Annotated in this window: 19 protein-coding genes; 9 read left to right on the top strand and 10 right to left on the bottom strand. The window is 40.6% G+C overall.

Features of this window, described 5'->3' with window-relative positions:
• The first annotated feature begins 7 nt into the window (after positions 1-7).
• The 3 genes from egtB to MS6x_RS14225 are packed head-to-tail and all read left to right on the top strand — an operon-like array spanning position 8 to position 2,451.
• Positions 8-1,168 carry an ergothioneine biosynthesis protein EgtB gene (gene egtB / locus MS6x_RS14235; protein ID WP_482603131.1) on the top strand — a complete coding sequence of 387 codons (1,161 nt, stop codon included), beginning with the start codon at positions 8-10 and terminating at the stop codon, positions 1,166-1,168.
• 16 nt (positions 1,169-1,184) lie between these two features.
• A complete protein-coding gene (gene egtD, locus MS6x_RS14230) occupies positions 1,185-2,159 on the top strand; it encodes an L-histidine N(alpha)-methyltransferase (RefSeq protein WP_482603130.1) in 975 nt (324 codons plus the stop codon).
• Between the two features lie 10 nt (positions 2,160-2,169).
• Positions 2,170-2,451, top strand: a complete 282-nt coding sequence (locus tag MS6x_RS14225) for a DUF427 domain-containing protein (RefSeq protein WP_482603129.1) — start codon at positions 2,170-2,172, stop codon at positions 2,449-2,451.
• A 73-nt stretch (positions 2,452-2,524) separates the two neighbouring features.
• On the opposite strand, the gene MS6x_RS14220 is transcribed toward MS6x_RS14225, so the two are convergent.
• The 3 genes from MS6x_RS14220 to MS6x_RS14210 all read right to left on the bottom strand — a co-directional run bounded on the left by MS6x_RS14220 (position 2,525) and on the right by MS6x_RS14210 (position 4,656).
• Entirely contained in the window at positions 2,525-2,821 is a 297-nt protein-coding gene (locus tag MS6x_RS14220; protein ID WP_482603128.1) for an isoamylase early set domain-containing protein, read from the bottom strand.
• Positions 2,822-2,972: 151 nt separating this feature from the next.
• Positions 2,973-4,070 carry an aminotransferase class V-fold PLP-dependent enzyme gene (locus MS6x_RS14215; protein ID WP_482603127.1) on the bottom strand — a complete coding sequence of 366 codons (1,098 nt, stop codon included), beginning with the start codon at positions 4,068-4,070 and terminating at the stop codon, positions 2,973-2,975.
• Positions 4,060-4,656: a DUF1287 domain-containing protein gene (locus MS6x_RS14210; protein WP_482603126.1), complete on the bottom strand. Its 597-nt coding sequence runs from the start codon at positions 4,654-4,656 to the stop codon at positions 4,060-4,062. Before MS6x_RS14210 ends, MS6x_RS14215 begins: the two co-directional genes overlap by 11 nt.
• 182 nt (positions 4,657-4,838) lie before the next feature.
• Here MS6x_RS14210 and MS6x_RS14205 point away from each other — a divergent pair, with 182 nt between their 5' ends.
• Positions 4,839-5,333 carry a dihydrofolate reductase gene (locus MS6x_RS14205; protein ID WP_482607175.1) on the top strand — a complete coding sequence of 165 codons (495 nt, stop codon included), beginning with the start codon at positions 4,839-4,841 and terminating at the stop codon, positions 5,331-5,333.
• Here the strand turns inward: MS6x_RS14205 and murI are convergent.
• Together murI and pafA are read right to left on the bottom strand one after the other, a co-directional pair.
• On the bottom strand, positions 5,322-6,110 hold the full coding sequence (gene murI, locus MS6x_RS14200; protein ID WP_482603125.1) for a glutamate racemase: 789 nt from the start codon (positions 6,108-6,110) through the stop codon (positions 5,322-5,324). The genes MS6x_RS14205 and murI overlap by 12 nt on opposite strands.
• An 8-nt stretch (positions 6,111-6,118) precedes the next feature.
• Entirely contained in the window at positions 6,119-7,789 is a 1,671-nt protein-coding gene (gene pafA, locus MS6x_RS14195) for an alkaline phosphatase PafA (RefSeq protein WP_482603124.1), read from the bottom strand.
• Between the two features lie 111 nt (positions 7,790-7,900).
• Here pafA and MS6x_RS14190 point away from each other — a divergent pair, with 111 nt between their 5' ends.
• Both MS6x_RS14190 and MS6x_RS14185 read left to right on the top strand, forming a co-directional pair.
• Positions 7,901-8,638, top strand: coding sequence for an MlaE family ABC transporter permease (locus MS6x_RS14190; RefSeq protein WP_482603123.1), 738 nt, complete (start codon positions 7,901-7,903; stop codon positions 8,636-8,638).
• On the top strand, positions 8,638-9,405 hold the full coding sequence (locus MS6x_RS14185) for an ABC transporter ATP-binding protein (RefSeq protein ID WP_482603122.1): 768 nt from the start codon (positions 8,638-8,640) through the stop codon (positions 9,403-9,405). Before MS6x_RS14190 ends, MS6x_RS14185 begins: the two co-directional genes overlap by 1 nt.
• Positions 9,406-9,523: 118 nt before the next feature.
• Here MS6x_RS14185 and MS6x_RS14180 read toward each other — a convergent pair whose 3' ends face one another.
• Genes MS6x_RS14180 through MS6x_RS14170 form a run of 3 tightly spaced genes read right to left on the bottom strand, consistent with a single transcriptional unit; the run spans position 9,524 to position 12,679 of the window.
• Entirely contained in the window at positions 9,524-10,993 is a 1,470-nt protein-coding gene (locus MS6x_RS14180; protein WP_482603121.1) for a DUF389 domain-containing protein, read from the bottom strand.
• 2 nt (positions 10,994-10,995) lie between these two features.
• A complete protein-coding gene (locus MS6x_RS14175) occupies positions 10,996-12,075 on the bottom strand; it encodes a mannose-1-phosphate guanylyltransferase (RefSeq protein ID WP_482603120.1) in 1,080 nt (359 codons plus the stop codon).
• A gap of 1 nt (position 12,076) precedes the next feature.
• Entirely contained in the window at positions 12,077-12,679 is a 603-nt protein-coding gene (locus MS6x_RS14170) for a SprT-like domain-containing protein (RefSeq protein WP_482607174.1), read from the bottom strand.
• A 77-nt stretch (positions 12,680-12,756) separates the two neighbouring features.
• Between MS6x_RS14170 and MS6x_RS14165 the strand changes: the two genes are divergently transcribed.
• The 3 genes from MS6x_RS14165 (at position 12,757) to MS6x_RS14155 (ending at position 14,966) form a co-directional block, all read left to right on the top strand.
• Positions 12,757-13,155 carry a peptidylprolyl isomerase gene (locus MS6x_RS14165; protein ID WP_482603119.1) on the top strand — a complete coding sequence of 133 codons (399 nt, stop codon included), beginning with the start codon at positions 12,757-12,759 and terminating at the stop codon, positions 13,153-13,155.
• Positions 13,088-13,378, top strand: a complete 291-nt coding sequence (locus MS6x_RS14160) for a peptidylprolyl isomerase (RefSeq protein ID WP_482603118.1) — start codon at positions 13,088-13,090, stop codon at positions 13,376-13,378. Before MS6x_RS14165 ends, MS6x_RS14160 begins: the two co-directional genes overlap by 68 nt.
• A gap of 766 nt (positions 13,379-14,144) precedes the next feature.
• A complete protein-coding gene (locus MS6x_RS14155) occupies positions 14,145-14,966 on the top strand; it encodes a polysaccharide biosynthesis/export family protein (protein ID WP_482603117.1) in 822 nt (273 codons plus the stop codon).
• Between the two features lie 115 nt (positions 14,967-15,081).
• Here MS6x_RS14155 and MS6x_RS14150 read toward each other — a convergent pair whose 3' ends face one another.
• Together MS6x_RS14150 and MS6x_RS14145 are read right to left on the bottom strand one after the other, a co-directional pair.
• Entirely contained in the window at positions 15,082-17,391 is a 2,310-nt protein-coding gene (locus tag MS6x_RS14150) for a GumC family protein (protein WP_482603116.1), read from the bottom strand.
• A gap of 115 nt (positions 17,392-17,506) precedes the next feature.
• Positions 17,507-18,256, bottom strand: a complete 750-nt coding sequence (locus MS6x_RS14145) for a glycosyltransferase family 2 protein (protein WP_482603115.1) — start codon at positions 18,254-18,256, stop codon at positions 17,507-17,509.
• Positions 18,257-18,284: the final 28 nt, after the last annotated feature.

Genomic DNA, 18,284 nt, shown 5'->3' with positions numbered 1-18,284 from the left:
TGTTTTCATGATTCTTACCGATTCCCTCTTGGATTTCTTCATAGAAACCCGAGGACATACAGAAATTCTTTGTAAACCCTTAGAAATAGAAGATTACGTCGTACAGCCCATTGCCGATGTCTCTCCCCCCAAATGGCATTTAGGTCATACGACCTGGTTCTTTGAGGAATTCATCCTTAAAAAATATAAACCCGGATACACCGTTTTTAACGAGGACTTCTCCTTTGTTTTCAATAGTTATTACGAAACCGTGGGCAAACGCGTGGTGCGATCCGACCGTGGAAATTTGTCACGGCCCTCTGTCAGCGAAGTGTACGCTTACAGAGCACATGTTACTGCTGCGATGCAAGAATTGTTGGTCAACGTACAAAATAAAGAATTGGATAAGGTTCTTGAAATTGGAATTCATCACGAAAAACAACATCAGGAACTATTGCTAACGGATATCAAATATATCCTAGGTAATAATCCGCTGTTACCCGTATATTCCGATAGGTTCAAGGAGCACCAAGTCAATGCTATACCTCAACAATGGCTTAGAATGGAAGAGGGCGTCTATGAGATTGGACATAACACTCCAGACTTTTGCTACGACAATGAACTGGGAAGGCACAAGGTATATCTGCACGATTATTCCATTGCCAGTACACTAGTCACCAACTCCGATTTTATGGCCTTCATAGCAGCAGATGGCTATCAAAAATTTAACCTGTGGCATGCCGAGGGATGGGATTGGGTTAACCGCGAGCAGATTTCTGCTCCGTTGTATTGGCATAACATTGATGGGGTATGGCATCACTTTACCTTAAACGGACTTGAAAAAATAAATTCAGATACTCCGGTAACCCATATCTCCTATTTTGAGGCATTTGCCTACGCCCAATGGAAGGGCTGCCGACTTCCAACGGAATTCGAATGGGAAGCCGCACAACACTTGTTTGCCTGGGGAGAGCGCTGGGAATGGACAGAAAGTGCCTACTTGCCCTACCCTAACTACACAAAGGCGGATGGTGCGCTTGGAGAGTATAACGGTAAGTTTATGGTAAACCAAAAAGTACTCCGTGGGAGTTCTGTAGCTACGCCAACCGAACATGCTAGACCTACCTACCGCAATTTTTTTCAAACGAATTTACGATGGCAATTCACCGGATTAAGGTTAGCCAAATAATTACGACCTACATTACATGCATAAAAAATTAGCTCAAAAATTGGATTCCCAGTTTAAGCAAGAAGTACACGATGGCCTTACCGCCTACCCTAAATTCCTATCCTCTAAATATATATATGATAAGGCAGGCGACAAGTTGTTTCAGGATATCATGAATATGCCGGAATACTACCTGACCGATACGGAATTCAATATTCTGGAGACATACAAAGTGGAGCTCTCCAAGTTTTTTTCCAACGGCTCTCAAAAGTTCCATCTCATTGAAATGGGTGCCGGTGATGGGAAAAAGACAAAGATTCTTTTACGCCACTTTACAACAGAAAATCTCAACTTTACTTATCGCCCTATAGATATTAGTCAAAACGCTCTGGATTCACTTAAGTCCCATTTGAAGGCTGAAATTCCGACGCTAAGAACCGAACCCCTTCAAGGCACTTATTTTGAAACACTTAGTAAACTGAATGTTGCAACGGATGAACGGAAGGTAATTCTTTTTTTAGGCTCCAACATAGGGAATCTATTACACGAAAAAGCGATTGAATTCTTATCGCAGATTAAAGACTACATGCAACCAAATGATTTGCTGTTCATAGGTTTTGACCAGAAAAAGAACCCACAGACCATTTTGGATGCTTACAACGATGCCGCTGGAATTACGGAAGCATTTAATAAAAATTTATTGGTGCGAATCAACAGGGAATTAGAGGCTAATTTTGATGTGGGCAATTTTACCCATTGGGAAGTGTACGATCCGGAAAGTGGCACGGCAAAAAGCTATTTGGTAGCTAAGTCTCCTCAAAAAGTGCGTATAGAAAAGTTAAACCTAGATATCACGTTTGACGCATGGGAAACCATACATACAGAAATCTCACAAAAATATGACAACACTACTGTGCATTGGTTGGCGCAACAGTCGGGCTTGAAAGTATTGGAAGAATTTAGCGACCAAAAGCACTACTACAAGAATTATCTATTTACAAAATCAGTTTAAAAAAATAACTATGAAAGCAATTTGGAACGATACAATAATCGCGGAGAGTGACGAAACGGTAGTCGTGGAAAACAATCACTATTTTCCGGCAGAAAGCATTAAGAAAGAGTATTTCAAACCTAGTACTACGCATACGAGTTGCCCATGGAAAGGTCGGGCATCTTATTATTCGCTTGACGTAGACGGAAAACAAAATCCCGATGCGGCTTGGTACTACCCAGAAGTGAGTGAGTTGGCAAGAGGAATTAAGGGACGTGTGGCCTTTTGGAAAGGTGTTTCCATTATGGAGTAGCTGCTTAAATGGTCGGCAAAAGAAAAGAGGCACAGAAAATTCCTGTGCCTCTTTTTAATTCATGTTGACCTGATTACAACTCTATAACAGCGTTCTCAGAACCTGCATAGTCGTTCCATTGGTAACGATCTGCCTGCGCATCGTTAACAAATTCTCCATCTACGATATATTTAAACTCGTAGCTATTCTCTTTTGGAAGATCAAAGGTTCCTTTGAACGTTCCGTTCTTTAATTTTTTTAAGGTACTGCCTTTAGGGTTCCAGTTATTGAAATCTCCTACTACAGCTACTTTTTTTGCCTCTTCTGCTGGTACAGTAAATGTTACCTTGCAAACAGGTTTTGTCTTTAAAAATTGTTTTGCGATTGCCATGATACTTGTTTTTAAAATATACGGCAAAACTACTATATTAAGATGCTCATTTACAATGATCAAGGTCAGTTTTGTGAATTTGCTAATATTTTGGCAACAATTAACAATTGTCTGAAAATTAGCCCTTTAAAAAACCGTAAGTATGTAATGATTACATCCTGGTTTTTAAGATTTTTACTACTTCATCTATCTCATTCTGTGTGTTATAAAAGTGAAAACTCAAGCGAATACCGTTTCCTCGCTGCGCGCAAAGCACATTATTTTGAATTAATCTATGGAACACCGTATCATCCCCTTTAATATTGAATATTGTGCTATGCCCTTCACGCGCTAGACTATCTTCGTTTAAAAGCCCCAAGCCAGCGAACTCTTGTTTTGCCTTTTCGGAAAGTGCCAAGCTATGTTCTGTAATGGAGTTCATCCCGAGGCCAGTCAAAAAATCCAAGGAAAATTTTAAACTTCCGAAGTTGAGACAGGAAAGATGTCCCGGTTCAAATTGTTTGGCAAAACGGATAACTTCCTTTTTTTCCAAATCACCGTTTGCAGCATTAAATCCGATGGTATTCAAGGAAAAACGTTCTTGTGCCCCATCGGAAAACAGCATAAAACCATTACCATAACCTGCCAACAACCATTTATAAGCGCTGGCACCCAAGACATCGATACCGGATGCTCCAAAATCAAAACTTCTAGAACCGCAGAATTGAGTACCATCGGCTATAAGTATCAAATTGGGAAATTCCACTTTAAGCTTTTTTAAGAATTCCAAGTCAATAAGAAATCCGTCCAACCACTGTACAAGACTCAACGCTAATACCTCAATCTTATTTTTTGCTATAACATCATAGATGTGTTGCTCCACATTAACTGTCATTGTGAGATAAGAAATATCAAAATTCCTATTTTCAAAAGACCAATTTAGCGATGGGTAATCTTTCTCTAATAGGAGCACTTTCGTTTTTTCTTTTAATCCTTCTAAAAGAAAATTGAGCCCTGTTGAAAAATTTGAAACTAACGCCACGTTTTCACGCTTACATTTAAAAAATTGTCCAACTGTATTTCTAGTTTCCGATATTATTTTAAGGGACTTGTCACGCATATCGCTTCCATGGAGCAAAAAGTCCAAATCGTGCTCTTGTCGCCAATCCAAAAGCGAGTCGTAAAGTGGACCATAGACCGCGGTATTGGCATAAATTCCCTTTCTGGTAACCGGAAATTCCTTTCGTATTTTTTCTATTCTATTTTGCATAGCCATAATGACCTATCATTTTATAATTAAACAAAACATCTTCTACCACCTGTCCGCCACCAATATTGTGTACGATTAAGTTTCGCTTCCTGTCAATGGACTTTTTATTTACAACGATGCCAATATGGGTAAGTCCCCTCCCCAAATCCCAACAAACAATATCTCCTGGGATAAAATCACTGGTATTGTTCGATAGCGCTTTTACTTCTCCGTGCCGCTCAAAAAAGGTCATTAGATTAGGAACCCGACGATGGTCTATGTTTGTATCGGTACGGGATAATCCCCAATTTTTCGGATACAGATGAAAATTGGCTTTCATGTCCTCATGGACTTCTTTTTGCAGGTCGATGTCCAACTTTCGGTATGCTCTAATGACTACATCTGTACAAACACCCTTATCACCAGGCACATCTCCATTAGGGTAGGGTATTGAGAAATAGCGACCATCGTACGCTACGTTTTGCTTGGTAAGCTCTAGCGCAGCATCCGATAAGGAAACTTGAACAACTGTTTGGGCGAGACATATTGTTCCAAAAAGAAGAACGATGCTACTGATAATGTGATGTGTTATTATTCTAAACCTCATTTTTATGTAGTAATTAATCTCGGGAATGAATGAAATATAAGGCTAAAGATCTCTAAAATTCATCAGAAAAAATTCCAGTTGCCGTATCTTTAACTTAAAGATAGAAATAGTATTTTACCAGTGGCATCGTTTTTGCCAATCTATTCATATTAATTAAAACTATTTAAGTGAATACCATTACCATGATAGCCGCGGCGGCAGAAAACAATGCTTTAGGAAAGGATAATGATTTATTATGGCATTTACCAGACGATTTTAAGCGTTTTAAAAGACTAACTATTGGACATAAAATTATTATGGGCCGTAAAACCTTTGAAAGTTTTCCCAAACCCTTGCCCAAGCGCACCCATATCATTATTACCAGAGACACCAATTATACCGTTCCTTATGAAGATTGTCTAATTGTACATTCTTTAGAAGATGCGCTAAAACTTGTCTCCGATGAAGATGCTTTTATCATTGGCGGAGGAGAAATTTACACACAAGGGGAAGCTTTTGCAGATGTAATTGAGCTCACCCGGGTACACGGTACTTTTGAAGCGGATACTTTTTTTCCAGAGATAGATACCACCCATTGGAAACTTACAAAAGAAGAGCATCATCCAGAAGATGAAAAACATCAATATGGGTTTACCTATTTGACCTATTCAAGAATTCGCACTACGTTAGAAGTCTAAATGGCGAATTTTTTTTTCTATCTCGACAGAGGCTACAAACCGTGTCAAAAGCTCAGTATCCGTATTTGTAAAAAATTGATGTTTGCCTTTGTTTTTAGCTGAGTTTAACAAGCCATTTACTTCCAAAATCGCTTTCGTCTGTCTGGCAACTGCCTCTCCGGAATCTATTATTTTAATACCCTCTGGCACTATTTCTTTTAAAAGGGGAACTAAATAAGGGTAATGTGTACAACCCAACACCAGATAGTCTATTCCCTTATCCAACATGGGTTTCATATAACCTTCCAATAGTTCTCGCATTGCGACCGAGTGAAGCTGATCTTTTTCTATAAGTTCCACCAACCCTTTTCCCTCTTGTTCAATTATTGTACTATTTCCTCCATGTATTTCTGCAGTACTATGAAAAAGACTGCTGGTTAACGTCCCCTTTGTAGCCAATACCCCAATAGTTTTGGCTGTAGAATGTAGGGCGGCGGGTTTTATGGCAGGTTCAATACCGATAAAGGGAACCTTGTACGTACTTCGCAAATATGCTATGGCGTTTGTGGTTGCCGTATTACAGGCTACTACAATTAGCTTAGAATTTTGCTCCAAAAGGTATTCGGTATTCTTTATGGAAAGTTGTAGAATTTCTTGCTGGGACTTATCGCCATAAGGTGCATTATTGCTATCGGCCAAATAAATAGTATTCTCGTTTGGTAGTAGTTCCTGAATTTCTTTCCAAATAGAAGTCCCGCCTACTCCAGAATCAAAAATACCTATAGGATGTATGTTCATGATACAATTTACTCTATCACGGCCCCGATAGGTGTTCCTGTACTACCACTAGGAAATGAAATACCCAATAAGGCCGAAATGGTAGGCGCAATATCGGGAATCTCGGTACGCTCCACAGTACTGCCTTGTTTAATTCCTTTTCCAAAGAATAATAATGGGGCATGTGTATCATACACTTGTGGCGACCCGTGGGTAGAGCCTGTTTTACTATAGCTAATAAAATTTGGTTTAAATACCAAAAGCACATCACCGGAACGCTTTTGGTTGTAACCGTTCTGTAGCACGTAAGGAATACCCTTGGTATAGTGGTTTTGCCACATTTGATCAGCTGTATAAACACGATCTATATGGTCGTACCCTAAATATTCTTTGGCTATTGCTTGCTGAACAGCTGCTAAATCCAAATCTAAATTCTTAACTATTTTATGGTCTAAGAAAATCTGGTAATTAGATATATTCTTTACAATATCCTCGGTACCGTAGGTGTATTTTAGAAATTCAGAAAATTTCTTTTCTATTTCACTATTGTCTACATAGCCCGCAGGTATTTTAACATCCTTTAAGTATGCCGGCACATCACCCGCTCCATGATCGGCACTTAAGAATACAGTGTATTCCCCTTCCCCAACTTTTTCGTCTAATGTGTTAAACAAACGCTCCAAATCGGCATCCAATCGTAAATAGGTATCTTGGACTTCCTTTGAATTTACACCGTATTTATGCCCAACATAATCCGTGCTAGAATAACTGATGGCTAAGAAATCGGTATCGGCATCGGTACCTAAGCCCTCTTTTTCCAAAGCTTCCAAAGCAAAATCTGTCGTAAGGCTATTCCCATAAGGGGTGCCGGATATCAAACCAAAATCCTTTGTCTTATCTAAAAGTCCAGTAGTACTATGAGGAAAAGTTGGCGAAGTCTCTCCTTTGAACAATCCTTCATAGTTATTATTGTCCGGCCCACTTTCTTTATAGGAATCAATACTCTTTATAGTATTCCATGATTTTTTATAGGATTGAACTTTACCAGAGGAATTAAAATTACTTACCCAGCTAGGCAATTCATCCATATAATAAGTACTGGTTATCCATTTCCCTACATCCCCACCATTAAACCAATAGGCAGCATTTGCGGTATGGCCTCCCGGTAGTACTGCGCCTCTATCCTTAATAGCTATGGCAATGGTTTTTCCCCTCATTTGTGTATGTAGACGAAGCTCGTCCGATACCGTACTAACCGTCATCCGGTGGGGAGACATTTTGCCGGCATCGTCTGTACTTCCCACAGATTCGTAGGTGTCATCACCGGCACAATAGACAGACTCATCAATATCCTTGTCATACCAATTGTTCCCTATAACCCCATGCGTTGCAGGTGTAGCTCCCGTGTATACGCTCGTGTGCCCTGGCCCCGTGCTGGTGGGGGCATAATTAAAATGATTGTTTTTACAATTGAACCCTTGAGTTATCATGCGTTTGAAACCACCTTCGCCGTAATGGTTGTAAAAGCGTGTCAAATAATCATACCGCATTTGATCTACTACAATACCCACTACTAGCTTTGGATTTGCCCTTAATTGGCTTTCATCTTCTACTTTTGATTTTTTCTGTCCATTAAGGGTGAATACTGAAAATAGTCCTGAAAAAAGGAAACAAAGGACTAAACAACGGCTACGACTCATACTTCTATTTTTACAGGATAAAAGTAAATAAAATATATCTTAAAAGATGAATTCAAGGTTAAATCCAAGGCATTATTGTTACTTTTACCCACAGAAATCCAATTTAAATACATGAACTATTTCGCGTCTATAGGCAGCTATGCTATTATGGTAATCGAGGTTTTTAAAAAACCGACCAAATGGCGTATTATGAAATCCTTGATTTTAAAGGAAATAGACGAGCTTATTTATGGGTCATTGGGCATCATTATATTTATTTCTTTCTTTATCGGCGCCGTAGTAGCCATACAAACAGCCTTGAACCTTACTAGCCCGTTAATTCCTAAGAACCTTATCGGATTTGCGACCAGACAATCCATTATTTTAGAATTTGCCCCAACCTTTGTTTCGGTTATTATGGCAGGGAAAGTAGGTTCGTACATTACTTCTAGCATTGGTACCATGCGTGTTACGGAACAGATAGATGCCCTAGAAGTTATGGGTGTAAACTCATTGAACTACCTGGTATTCCCAAAAATAATCGCCATGCTTTTTTATCCTTTTGCCATCGCCATCGCCATGTACGTAGGTATTTTTGGTGGCTGGTTTGCCGGTGTTTTTGGAGGATTTTTAACCAGTGCCAATTTTGTGGAGGGATTACAGATGGATTTTATTCCGTTTCATATCACCTATGCCTTTATAAAAACATTGATTTTTGCATTCGTCATCGCTACTATTCCTTCTTATCACGGGTTTTACATGAAAGGGGGAGCTCTTGAGGTGGGCAAAGCCAGTACGACCTCTTTTGTATGGACCAGTGTGGTCATTATTATATTAAATTATATCTTAACACAACTCATGCTGGGCTAATGATAGAAGTTAACGACATACATAAATCGTTTGGAGATGCCCATGTTTTGAAGGGGATAAGCACGGTATTTGAAAACGGAAAAACCAATCTCATCATTGGACAAAGTGGATCTGGAAAAACGGTATTCCTAAAATGTCTATTGGGCTTATTTTATCCAGAGGAAGGGGATATCATTTATAACGGTAGCAGCTACGCTTCGCTGTCGGACAAGGAAAAAAGAAACCTACGACAGGAAATGGGTATGGTTTTTCAAGGTAGCGCCCTTTTTGATAGCATGACGGTTTCCGGTAATGTGATGTTTCCTTTAGAGATGTTTACCAAGCAATCAAAATCAGAAATGACCGATCGGGTAAATGCTGTTCTTAAACGGGTAAATCTTGTAGACGCACATCATAAATTTCCTTCCGAAATCTCTGGTGGAATGCAAAAACGGGTCGCCATTGCACGCGCCATCGTCATGAATCCTAAATACCTTTTTTGTGATGAGCCTAATTCCGGATTAGATCCCAAAACGGCTATTTTAATAGATAACTTAATTAAGGAAATAACAGAGGAGTATGACATCACTACGGTAATCAATACACATGACATGAATTCTGTGATGCAAATTGGGGAAAAGATTCTTTTCTTAAAAGACGGTCTCAAAGAATGGGAAGGTACTAAGAACGAAATTTTTAAAACGGATAACCAAGCAGTAACCGACTTTGTGTATTCTTCGGACCTCTTTAAAAAGGTGCGCCAAATGTATATTGAGGAGCGAAATTAATCTGTTTTGTATTAGCCTTTTGGTGGAATAAAATGTACGTCGGTTCGAGTGTTTTTTCTCGGGGTATAACGAAGAGGAAAAAGTGTATCGAGAACGCTTTGGAACACGCCAAATAGCATCAATCCGAAACAACTTCTTTAATTTGAAGGTTTTTATTTTGTAAACGAAGCTTTAACCATTCGTGTAATTTCTTAACATCCTTTTCGGTCTGGAAGCGTTTGGCTTCTTTTTTCCATGTTACCTCGAACACGGGAATGGTATCCGTTTTTGAGAAATCGGTTGAAATCATATAGGAATAGGCCAGTCGGGATAGGTTTTCATAGTTCGTCTTCGCCTCTAAACTTATTTCGGAAAAAGGTATTTGTCCAGTAGCCCCTTTGTTCAAACGAATAAGTTCAGATTCCAATAAGGCTATTTTTTCATCCTTGCTGGACAATTGGTTCTTTTGGGATTCGTAGAGCTCATTAACATATTTCAGCTGATCGCCAGTCTCATTTTTGGACCCCTGAACCACGTTCAGCGTGGTTCCCTTTAGCTTTGCATACTCGTTCATCTGTGTTTTCCAAGTAGCTATCACATTTTCAGGAATGGTCTCGTTACCCATAAATACCACTTCAACAAGTGGGCTCTCGCCTTCATTAAATTCAATATCCGTTAAATCCTCTAAAAACCGACCTTCGCCTGAAAATTGATACGGGGCAATTTTCTCTTCCACAAAACTGATGGCCTGTTTGCGGAACAGTGATTGTTGAAACACATTATAAAACGTAAATCCGGCAGGCACCATAACAAGGATGGCCACTAGAGAGGCCATTCTAGCGATAAATCTACGCCGCTGTGAATTCACATAGCGTACCATGGGAAAGCGCAGCAACTTAATCGCCAAAAAGGTGGCCAGTGCAATAAATATGGTATTAATGGTAAACAGGTACATGGCACCCCCGGCATAATCCCAGTTTCCAATAGCCAAACCAAAACCTACGGTACATAGGGGCGGCATCAAGGCGGTGGCAATAGCAACTCCAAAAATAACACTCGCAATAGTACCCTTCTTTGCCCTAGCAATTACCAAGGCCAAACCACCAAAAAAGGCGATTAATACGTCCCTAATATCCGGAGCTGTTCTGGCCAATAACTCCGAAGATTCATCACGCAATGGAAAAAACTTAAAAAATAGAAATGCGGTCAATACGCTCAACACCACCATAACGCCAAAGTTCTTTAAAGACCTTTTAAGCGTGTCAATATCATTGATGCCAATAGACATCCCAATACCCAGAATAGGGCCCATGAGGGGGGAAATAAGCATCGCTCCAATAACCACGGCCGTAGAGTTTGCGTTTAATCCAATGGAAGCTATAAATATAGAACAGATCAAAATCCAAGACGTATGCCCCTTAAAAGGTATATCGGCTATAATGGCCTCCTTGGTCGCTTGCTGGTCCGTATTGGTACGGATGTCCAAAAGCTCCCACAAAAACTTCTTTACGCTTCCCAATAAGCCTTGAAAGTCCTTTTTTACGTTCTCCCCACTATCCTTGGAATCGTCCGTTGGCGTGATGTTATCCTGTCCTAAATTTTCTTGCATAGTTATGCGTACTTATCGCCAAATTTATCTTTTACTTTGTTCAGTACTTTTTTAATATCCTGCTCCTTAGACTTCGGGTAGATTAAAAGTACATCTTTTTTGTCTACGATAATATAATCTTTTAGCCCGTCTACGACCACTATTTTATCCTTAGGGGAACGAATCATATTCCCGCTTGCATCTTCTGCAAGCACTTGCGCATTTACTACGGCATTGCCCCCTTCATCCTTATCCAGTTTATCAAATAAGGAACCCCAGGTGCCCAGATCATTCCAATCAAAGGTAGCGGCCAATACAAAGATGGACTTTGATCGTTCCAAAATTGCGTAGTCGATAGATACATTTTCTGCTTTTGGATAGTTTTCGGCAATGAAAGTAGCCTCGTCCGGAGTATTATAGGATGCTATTCCTGAAGCGAATAACTCATATTGCTTGGGTTGGAATACCTTAAACGAATCTACTATGGTCTTTACGCTCCACATAAAGATGCCCGCGTTCCATAAAAAATTACCTTTTGACAAAAACTCCTTGGCCGTTTCATAATCTGGTTTCTCCCGAAATTGATGTACCGTCTTTAGCTGTGCGTCGTTGGTCTTATCAAATTCAATATATCCAAAACCGGTATTGGGAAAGGTGGGTTTAATACCCAAGGTACACAATACGTCCTCTTGCTCACATTTCTCAAAACAAGCGGTAACATTGGTTGCAAACGCTACCTCATCCTCTATCCAATGGTCGCTTGGCGCCACGATCATGACCGCGTTGGGATTCATCTTTTGAATCTTTAACGCCGCATACAAGATACACGGAGCGGTATTGCGCATGGCAGGTTCCAAAACCACTTGATCTTGTTTCACCATAGGCAGCTGCTCCAGTACCAGATCATTATAACGTTCGTTCGTTAGGATCAAAATATTTTCGGTAGGAACGAAGGTGTTCAGTCGTTGAAAGGTCTTTTGTATCAAGGTACTTCCCGTCCCTAACATGTCGTGGAACTGTTTGGGGTTCTCGGAGGTACTAATAGGCCAAAATCGTGAACCTACCCCACCGGCCATTAACACTGCGTAATAATTTTTGTTCATCTTAACTCGTTATCAATTCAACTTCTGCATTGGGCTGAAAAAGATATACTTTTCCAGAACTTACCTCAACACACTCATACCGCTTTGTTCGTCTATTCCCCTTTCTAAACAACTTGCCGTTGTATATCCGAAAAACACTTCCTATGGGCAATTCAAAAACGTAGGATGCATCTGATTGTTGTGTGTCAAACTTTTTTAGTGCGATGGATAGATTTGCATCGGTACTACTACTGGCTTTGGGGTTTCTAAAATGCCGTGCCAAGAGCGGAAGTAAGCCCGATGGGAAAATCTCGGGCCGTATGTAAGGAAGCATTAAATATTGAAAGGTGCGTTTCCACTCCAACCCATGCGGCTTTATACGCCTACCATATTTTTCAAAAGCGACCAAGTGTGCTATTTCATGTACCAGGGTAATAAGAAAACGATACTTGTTCAGCGTGGCATTTACGGTAATCTGATGTCGTCCATTCGCCAATCGCCTGTAATCGCCATGCCGAGTTACGCGTTCATTTACAATTTTCAAATGCACCCTGTTTTCTTTAATAAGTGCCATACAGGGTGCAACGGCACGTTCGGGCAAGTAAGAGCTAAGTACGCTTTCCATTCCTACAAAAATACCTGAAAAAAAAGTATTCAATCGTCAAAAAATGAGTATTATCGTTCGTTAAATCATGCTATACAATGAAAAAGCACCTTTATGTCCTCATTTTTATAAGTATCTTGGGTTGTGCGCCAAAGGTATTCCGTGCAAGTTGGACCAAAGAAATAGCTCCAGAAACCTATACCTTACAGTTTGAAACCTCCAAAGGAAATTTTGATATTGACGTCACCAGACGCTTATCCCCAAAAGCGGTAGACCGACTATACCAGCTCGTAAAATACCGATACTTTGATGGACAACTTTTTTATAGGGTGAATCCTGGTTTTGTGGCCCAATTTGGGAGTAGCCATAAGGAAGCTTACGATCGCTGGAATAGCATATCCGTACCAGACGAAGCCGTACTTCAGGGCAATGAGGAGGGGAGCATTGAGCTTTGCCAGAGGAGGACCGGAATCCAGAACTACAGACCTGTTTATTAATTTGGGGAACAATCAACGACTGGACACCATTTTTTACAACGATGTACGTGGATTTCCATCGTTTGGAAGGGTGGTAAATAGGATGGAAGTCATAACCTCTTTATATGCTGGCTATGCCGATACTACCATGGACGCCTTAACAACCATGTACACAGATAGGGAAGCATTTCTACAAAAATTTCCGAAATTGGACACCCTACATCGCGTACGTATCAAACGCTGAGCTTAAAGTAAATAAAATTAATGCTTTTGTGATTCCTCCAAAAGACTGGGTTACGATGTCACTTCGAGTGAATTTGCGAGGTACGAGAAAATTAGTACCTGCCGGAAGGCAGGTCGAAAAGATCACGACCCCAAAGGTTCTCGATACAATTTTCCCTTTCCGTTGCACTCCAAGAAAAAATCACTCGAACTGACGGGGTGCAATTAAGAACAATACTGTCACTTCGAGTGTTTTCATTGCGCGAGAGCAAAATTGAAAATGTATCGAAAAGCAATCGGGTCACAAGGGTTCTCGATACCCTCCACTTTTGGCAGGCAGGCAATGCCTCTTTCAGGACGCCACTCGAACTGACGGGGTGCAATGAACCACTATACTGTCACTTCGAGTGTTTTCATTGCGCGAGAGCAAAAATGAAAATGTATCGAGAAGCAATCGGGTCACAAGGGTTCTCGATACCCTCCACTTTTGGCGGACAGGCATTAGCTCTTTCAGAACCCCACTCGAACTGACGGGGTGCAATTAACCACTATACTGTCACTTCGAGTGTTTTCATTGCGCGAGAGCAAAAATGAAAATGTATCGAGAAGCAAACAGGTTACAAAGGTTCTCGGTACGATTTTCCTTTTCCATGGTACCACCATAAAAACTTACTCGAACGGACATTCTTAACAAAAAAAGCCAAATGCACCATCCGTATAATTATATTTGTGTTGCATTTCAGCACGTTTCGTGTTGATTTTATTTTTTGTGATTAAAAAAGAACCTTATGACATCGAATACCAATCAGGCAGCTGATAAGCGTACCCTTTTAAAACGTACTGTAAAAGGTATTACGGCAATTCTACTCACCATACAGTTTTTTTCCTGCAGCACGGTCGACAAAGCCACCTATTTCAATGATTTGGGTGATGCTGAGTATCAAGAAACCGCTGCAACCTTAGAGCCCGTTTTACAAAAAAACGATATTATTAGTATTACCGTGAGCAGCTTAAACGTAGAAGCTGCGGAAATGTTTAATGTAGCCAATAAAACATCGAACCAAGCAGGTAGTGTTAATGGAAGACCGTCACCAACGGCTGGCTACCTAATAGACCAAGATGGTTTTATTCAATTTCCATTTATAGGGGCGATACGAGCAGCCGGACTTACCAAAAAGGACTTACGGCAGTATATTACCAAGGAATTGGTAGTGCGTCAATTACTTCTTGATCCTATCGTAGATATTCGGTATCTCAATTTTAAGGTCTCGGTATTGGGCGAGGTAAACAACCCTTCGGTTTTCACCATAGCCAATGAAAAAGTGACCTTATTGGAGGCCCTCGGACTGGCTGGGGACATGACCATCTTCGCGAAACGGGATAATGTATTTTTAATCAGCGAGCAAGACGGTGTTAAAACGACCAAACGAATCAATCTAAACACGGACGAACTCTTTACTTCACCCAATTACTATCTAAAATCCAATGATATTGTGTATGTGGAACCTAACAAACGAAAGGTGCGGAATACCTCCACCACACCACAATGGCTTGGGATTATTTTAGGCTCCTTATCTTTAGCGGTGGTTACCATCGTTAATTTTAGGTAATCCAAAGTAGTTTTAACAGCACTACGAAGGCCATATTCCCATTACCCTATGCTTTGCAACGATACAAGCGTATTCTTTGCAGCACTTTTACATATTATGTATCATCTAAATCATTCTATTTAGTGCCATACGTATAGGAGTTGGCTATACTGGTTTCGGTATCATTGAGCACCAAGGCTAGGTTTTTAAAGCTTTCCGATTGCTTGCTATGCCCAAATTTTTCTAAAATCATCCGATCTGTCAAACCGGCACGGGCTATTAGCAGGGTAATATCCGCATATTCGGAAATCAAGGAGGTATCGGTGACCAGCATCAACGGAGCGGTATCGACAATAATATAATCAAAAGCGTCCCGCACCTGAGTTATAAAGTTTTCAAAACCTTCGCTACTCAATAACAAGGGAGCGTTTGGCGGAATGGGCCCGCTTAGGCAGACCTTATGGCTGGGCACACTCTCCAAACCGGGATAAATAAACTCACCGGTATTGCGTTGCGGTTCCTTTAGAAAATCGGATAAGCCTTTGGTAGACAATCCCATACCAAAAAAATCATGTAATTTGGGATTACGTAAATCAGCCCCTACGAGTAGCACCTTTTTGTTCAAACTGGCCAAGGCTACCGAGAGGTTATAGGCTACTAAACTTTTGCCTTCCCCTTCTATTGCCGAAGAAACATAGACCACCTTACCGGCACTGCCTTTGGTTATAGGCAGCAAGTACTTTAGGTTACTGGCCAAAATCCGAAAAGCTTCCGCCATTGGGGAACGGTCGTTGATATCTACAAAGACCTTTTTACTTTTTATATGGGGTATTTCTGCCGCAATAGGGATGCTGGGTAACAATTTCTCCAAATCGCCTCGGGTATTTACTTGGGTATCCAAGGTATTCCGAACAAAGAAAAAGGCAAAAGGCAGAAAAAGTCCCAAGAGACCGGAAATTCCTAATACCACCATTTTTTTTGGAGCCACCGGTTTGTTGTCGGTCTCTGCAAAATCCACCACTTTTACAGAGGGTGCCGTGACCGCAAAATTAATAGCCGCCTCCTCTCGTTTTTGCAACAAAAGCAAAAAAAGATTTTCCTTGATGCTCTGTTGGCGCTCAATGGAACGCAGCATCTTTTCTTTCTCTGGCAAACCCGCAAAGGCAGAACTGGCTTTGGAACGTTGGGCATTCAAACGGCCTAAGGCCGTTCGCATTTGGGACTGGTATACATTTACGGTCTTCAGGATATTTACCTTGGTACGTTCCAATTGCTCCGATAACGCCACCATACTCGGATGTCCCTCTCCTATGGTCATGCCCAGTTTTTCACGCTCCATGGCCATTTCATTATAGGAAGATACCAAGGTACTTAAGCTGCTATTGTCCAATCCAATATCCACCGGTAACAAACTGTAGGCGGACTGGCTTATGACGGTTTGCTTTAATAATCCCGACAAGGAAAGTTGGGTTTCCAAATCGGCCACTTGATTTTCGGTTTCGGATTTGCGTTCTAAGGAAATCCCGGCATCGGCCTCTATATAGGAAAGGTTGTTGGTCCGTTTAAAACTTTCCTTGCCCCCTTCAATAGAATCAAGTTCTGTAGAGAGGTATACGAATCTGTCATCTATAAAATCCAAGGTGCGTTTGGATACCTGTTGCCGATCGGACACCCCATCATTATTAAAGACCCGTATTAAGGTATTCAAAATAGCCTCCGAACGGGCATAGCTTTCTCCTATGAGCTGCAAGGAAACGATGTCACTGTTCTTACTAGTGGGCTGTATCTGTATGGTTTCAAGCAAATCCGCAATGGTCGCTTTTCTGGATTTTAGCACGATTTCATAGGTCTTACCTACCTGCTTTTCAGGATTAAAGTTTGGTGCCAAAGAAATGGCAAAAGGTAAGGTAGTCGCAATAGAGTCCAAGGCATTGGTTTTTAAGGACCAAGTGCTTTCCTCTTCGTTTGTGAGCACTATTTGATCTCTGTTAAAAACCAATTCATAACGCAAAGGCTCACGCAAACTATCTTCAGAAATTGTCTTTGTAAGGATTAAAGGTGCGTTCCAAATCTGCGTTTTCTTGATAGTCCCTTTTTCAACAAAGGAAACATCCAAATTCAGCTCCGATGCTACTTGATCCAACAAACGATAGGAGCGCAATACCTCCATCTCATTGTCCATATTAATATTTGATGCACCACCCCTAAGCATGGAAAGGGCATCCTCAGCAACATTCATTTCCTTGGATTCATCAATAATTTTAATTTTAGCAACCGATTTATAGGATTCTGGGGTATAGCGCAGGTAGGCGAGCCCTAAAATAGCACATAGCACTAAACTTGCTAAAAACCAAGGCCAGAACTTCAGGTATTTATAAATGAGTTCCCTACTATTAAAAGACGAATCATCATCGGATATATCTAAGGCAAACGGAGCGTCTTTCATATTTATAGCATCAATTTAAGCAAATAGCGGTAAAGTTAAATAATTCGTTTCAAACCATTTCTAAATTAGTACTGTAACGAAGTTTAGGTACTACTACCAAACTAATTTTATGCATTTAAATAAACTGTTTAAGTTTGGAGACATTTTTAAAAAACAAAGCTACCAGAGGGTTGTTGATATCATTGGCTTTCATCGCCCTGAAGTCTTCCTTGCTTTTAAGCACCACATTTGAAATGCTCCTGTTACTTTTTCCGCCTACCCGCATTTTGGTGATAACCTCAGGTAGGAAACCAAATGTATAATTGGGCTTCCGCAACACCCGTAGCATAAAGTCATAATCTGCGGCTATTTTGTACGACTTATCAAAATTGCCACATTCCAGGTAGACTTCCTTTTTTAGGAAAAGCGTGGGATGTGCTGGCATCCATCCGCGCTGCAACAACTTATGATGAAAGGTTTTACTGTACCAATTCCGAATTATCTTACTGGTATCATTTCGGTCAACGTACAACAAGTTGCCATATACTCCTGAATAGTTGCCATTTTGAAATTGATTTACAACAGCACTGATGATGTGCGTACCTGACAAAAAATCATCAGAATGCACAAACCCGATAATATCCCCACTAGCTAAATTTAATCCTTTATTTATAGCATCATAGATACCATCATCCTGGTCGGATACACAAACGATATTTTGGTTTTTTAGTTTCATTTCAGCCACAATCCCCAACGTACCGTCGGTAGAAGCACCATCAACGATGATATGTTCAATATCCGTATAATCCTGCCCATGTACAGAATCCATAGCGCTTTCCAGTGTCTCTTCACTATTGTATGTGACCGTGATTATAGTAACTTTCATGTAGGTCTTTTTGCAAAAGTACAAGTAT

The organism is Maribacter sp. MS6 (assembly GCF_056839185.1).
The sequence above is the reverse complement of the archived record's forward strand: the minus strand, read 5'-3'. Positions and strand labels throughout refer to the sequence as shown.